At 41.0% G+C, this 3,384-nt stretch carries 5 protein-coding genes and 1 riboswitch; all 5 genes read left to right on the top strand.

Annotated elements, in window-relative coordinates; genetic code table 11:
* A riboswitch (cobalamin riboswitch) is annotated at window positions 1–149 on the top strand. This riboswitch is flagged as partial in the annotation.
* A 175-nt stretch (window positions 150–324) separates the two neighbouring features.
* Entirely contained in the window at window positions 325–570 is a 246-nt protein-coding gene (locus Q1V93_RS00215; protein ID WP_300659784.1) for a cysteine-rich CWC family protein, read from the top strand.
* A 77-nt stretch (window positions 571–647) separates the two neighbouring features.
* The gene (locus Q1V93_RS00210; protein WP_300659781.1) at window positions 648–1,034 is read left to right on the top strand and encodes an acyl-CoA thioesterase; all 387 of its coding nucleotides are present in this window, start codon (window positions 648–650) and stop codon (window positions 1,032–1,034) included.
* 29 nt (window positions 1,035–1,063) lie between these two features.
* Entirely contained in the window at window positions 1,064–1,753 is a 690-nt protein-coding gene (locus tag Q1V93_RS00205; protein ID WP_300659778.1) for a VIT family protein, read from the top strand.
* A gap of 34 nt (window positions 1,754–1,787) precedes the next feature.
* Window positions 1,788–2,426: a hypothetical protein gene (locus Q1V93_RS00200; protein WP_300659775.1), complete on the top strand. Its 639-nt coding sequence runs from the start codon at window positions 1,788–1,790 to the stop codon at window positions 2,424–2,426.
* Window positions 2,427–2,605: 179 nt separating this feature from the next.
* Window positions 2,606–3,384, top strand: a 779-nt coding sequence (locus Q1V93_RS00195) for a fibronectin type III domain-containing protein (RefSeq protein WP_300659772.1), incomplete at its 3' end; no start/stop codon positions are given.

Genomic DNA, 3,384 nt, shown 5'->3' with positions numbered 1-3,384 from the left:
TAGGGAATCGTGTGTAAATCACGAACTGTCGCGCAACTGTAAGTAACATTTCAAAGGTTTTATCAATAATCCACTGTCTGAATAATAGAGGCGGGAAGGAGGTAAAATTGTTACAAGTCAGGATACCTGCCATTTTCCGATCTGTTTGTCATAACCGGGTTGAATTTTTAACCTGAATTCTGAAGAGCAGAATTGACCAGGCTTTCGCGGTTTGAAGCTTATGTCGAGATGTCTTACAATGCCTCTTTTTTCCGGAGGAAAAGCTCATCCGTGCATCAAATTTCAGAAAGTCTTTGAGAACAAATAACTTAAAGAAGCAGCAGTATGAGCGATCACGAACAAGTATCCTGTCCCAGATGTCATGCGTTTTTTGTGTGTAAATCCGGTTCAATCTCCCTTTGTCAATGCACAACGGTGTCGTTATCCGTCGATGAAAGTCATTATATCAGTAATCATTATAGTGAATGTCTGTGCGCACCCTGCATGCTTGAAATGAAAAAAGAATACAATACCAAATTGCTTGAGCAGCGATTTTCAAGTATCTCCACACTTTTTAAAAAGAACAATTAAATCAATTGAGCATTGAAAAGTACTTCGACTCCGTTCAGTTTACTTTTCAATGCTCACATTTACATTAAACAATAACTATGACAGTAGACGAACGCATTCAGCAAGCCGAAACACGTATTTTTAAGGCCGTTTTCCCCAACACAACAAACCATTACGATACACTTTTCGGAGGAACAGCCATGCAATTGATGGATGAAGTGGCTTTTATTGCCGCAACACGTTTCAGTCGCCAAAGAATGGTGACAGTGAGCAGTGATAAAATTGATTTCAAGAAGCCGATTCCGGCGGGAACCATTGTGGAATTGATTGGTAAAGTGACCTATCTGGGGAGTACAAGTTTGAAAATCCGCGTAGAAATCTTTATTGAGCAAATGTATTCCGACCAAAGAGAAAAAGCCGTTACCGGAGAATTTACCTTCGTTGCAATTGATGAAAATAAGCAACCGGTGAAGATTTTGAGATAAGAGAATCATTTTCTTGCTATCTTCATTTCATGCACAAAGAAAATCACTACATCAATCGCATCGGTTGGCTTCGGGCCGCTGTTTTAGGAGCCAATGACGGAATTCTTTCGACTACAAGTTTGGTTATCGGAGTTGCAGCAGCAAGTGAAAGCAGAGATCCGATTATTCTTTCAGCTTTGGCCGGAGTAGTGGCGGGAGCCCTTTCAATGGCTGCCGGTGAATATGTTTCAGTGAGTTCTCAATCGGACATCGAACGGGCAGATTTGCGCCGTGAACGAAAAGCGTTGAAGGAAAACCCGGAAGAAGAATTGATCGAATTGGCCGCAATTTATGAAAAGAGAGGTTTGAGTAAAGAACTGGCCTTGAAAGTGGCGGAGGAATTAACACACAATGATGCATTAGATGCGCATGCGCGGGACGAATTGGGAATCAATGAAATCACACAACCCAAACCTTTCCTGGCAGCAATTTCATCCGGACTGTCTTTTATTGCCGGAGGGATTCTTCCTTTATGCGTTGCATTTTGGGCTCCGGTAAAGGAAATGATTTATTATCAATATGGTTTTGCAATTATTTTTTTGGCCGTTTTGGGAGCTGTTTCAGCAAGATCGGGAGGAGTGCGGCCGTTGAGACCGGTTGTTCGTCTGTGTATTTGGGGAACAGTAGCCATGTGTGTAACGGCAGGAATCGGCTATCTGTTTGGAGTAAATGCCGGTTAATAACTATCTTTCGAACGATAAAGTGATTTATAGAATGAAGTTCTGTTCGATTTTCTGCAGTTGTATTTTAATACTGGTTTTAACCGTTTCATGTGGCGGGAATAATCGAAATAACACCGTTTTTACATCTGAAAGCAGCGAAACCCTGGTATTGGATTCTTCTTCCAATCTTCCTTTTATCTGTGTTATTGATACTCCGGTTTGCACAGACTCTGCTTGTTACGGAATGTATCGCGGAGTGGAATTTGTATCCGAACAATACATTGATCGTCTAAAGTTGAACGGAACCGACGTTGCACACCAATATTCCAATAAAATGTGTGAATATGTCGGGAGAAAACTCAAGCAGCTTTACCGGGATAGTTTATACAGTAAGGTTGACCTGGCAAAAATTCGTGTATCAACGGAGGGAATGAACAGCGGAGAAGATTATGTCGAATACAAAATTTACATTCCGTTTAAACGGGTTTCTAAAAACCAGGCAATGACCGCTTTTGATCATTGTGGGGGCTGGGGGCATAAACCTGAATTAACGAAAAGAAAACACGATTTGATCTTCAGTCAGAACAAAATTGTTAAAAATCGAAGACTGTGGATCAGTAAGTTGTACAAAACAAAGGAAGGTTTGCAGGAATTCTGGATTCAATGGCAGCATTCTGATTGGAGCCAGTAAATCAAGAGATTGTATGAAAATTGAGAAGTCAATAATTGATGTATTCACTTACCAGATGCAACTATTGATAAGGCTTTTGGGTCTAAAAAAAAGCGACTAAATCTGTTTACCTTTTGTTTAAAAAAGCGAAAATATTCAGTAATATTACATTGGTAATCTAAATACAACAACTAAATATTATGAGAAAAATTTACACCTTGTTGGGGTGTTTGTTCTTGTTTCAAGTTTCAAACAATGCCTCGGCTCAAGTAATTTTCAGTGAGAACTTCAGTTCTGCAACTGGAACTACACCACCGACCGGATGGACAAATGATGAAATCTTAGCTGGAGGAGGTCTGTGGGCTTTTGATAATCCCGGTGAAAGAATCGCAAATTTACCCTTATCTGCACCCTTTGCTGTTTTTGATAGCGATTACTTGGGGACTGATGGTAGTGCCGAAGAAACGGCTTTGGAATCGCCGACTTTTGATGCGACCATTTATACCGGAGGATACATCTTTTTAATATTTGATCACTATTTCAGAGATGAAGCGGGTGGCGAATACTATGTGGAAGTGTATGATGGAACGACGTGGGTTTCCGTTCTTGATGGAACAGGTCCGGTGACAAACTCCGAGCATGTAGTACTTGATATTACATCTGTTGTGGCAACAGCAACTGACGCACAGGTTCGTTTTCGTTGGGTAGGAGATTATTCCTGGTACTGGATTGTGGATAATGTAAGTGTGGGACATTACAATTGTTTAGCAGTTGATACTTTAGCGATCGGGAATGAAACACCGAATTCATTGGATGCAACATGGACAGCCGGGGCTTCCGAAACTTCCTGGAATGTGGAATGGGGAACACCTGGGTTTACACCAGGAACAGGAACTGAAATCGGTTCTGATGCGGTAACTACAGAAAGCATTACAATTAACGGATTGAACCCGGGAACTGATTATGATGTATACGTTCA

The sequence above is a fragment of the Fluviicola sp. genome (genome assembly GCF_030151805.1).
Lineage (GTDB): Bacteria > Bacteroidota > Bacteroidia > Flavobacteriales_D > Crocinitomicaceae > Fluviicola.
This window is presented reverse-complemented; position numbering and strand designations above follow the sequence as displayed.

Bases quoted from the DNA above. Each gene is read 5' to 3' on its own strand.
- Q1V93_RS00215 (WP_300659784.1), top strand. From the start codon at position 325: ATGAGCGATCACGAACAAGTATCCTGTCCCAGATGTCATGCGTTTTTT.
- Q1V93_RS00210 (WP_300659781.1), top strand. From the start codon at position 648: ATGACAGTAGACGAACGCATTCAGCAAGCCGAAACACGTATTTTTAAG.
- Q1V93_RS00205 (WP_300659778.1), top strand. From the start codon at position 1,064: ATGCACAAAGAAAATCACTACATCAATCGCATCGGTTGGCTTCGGGCC.
- Q1V93_RS00200 (WP_300659775.1), top strand. From the start codon at position 1,788: ATGAAGTTCTGTTCGATTTTCTGCAGTTGTATTTTAATACTGGTTTTA.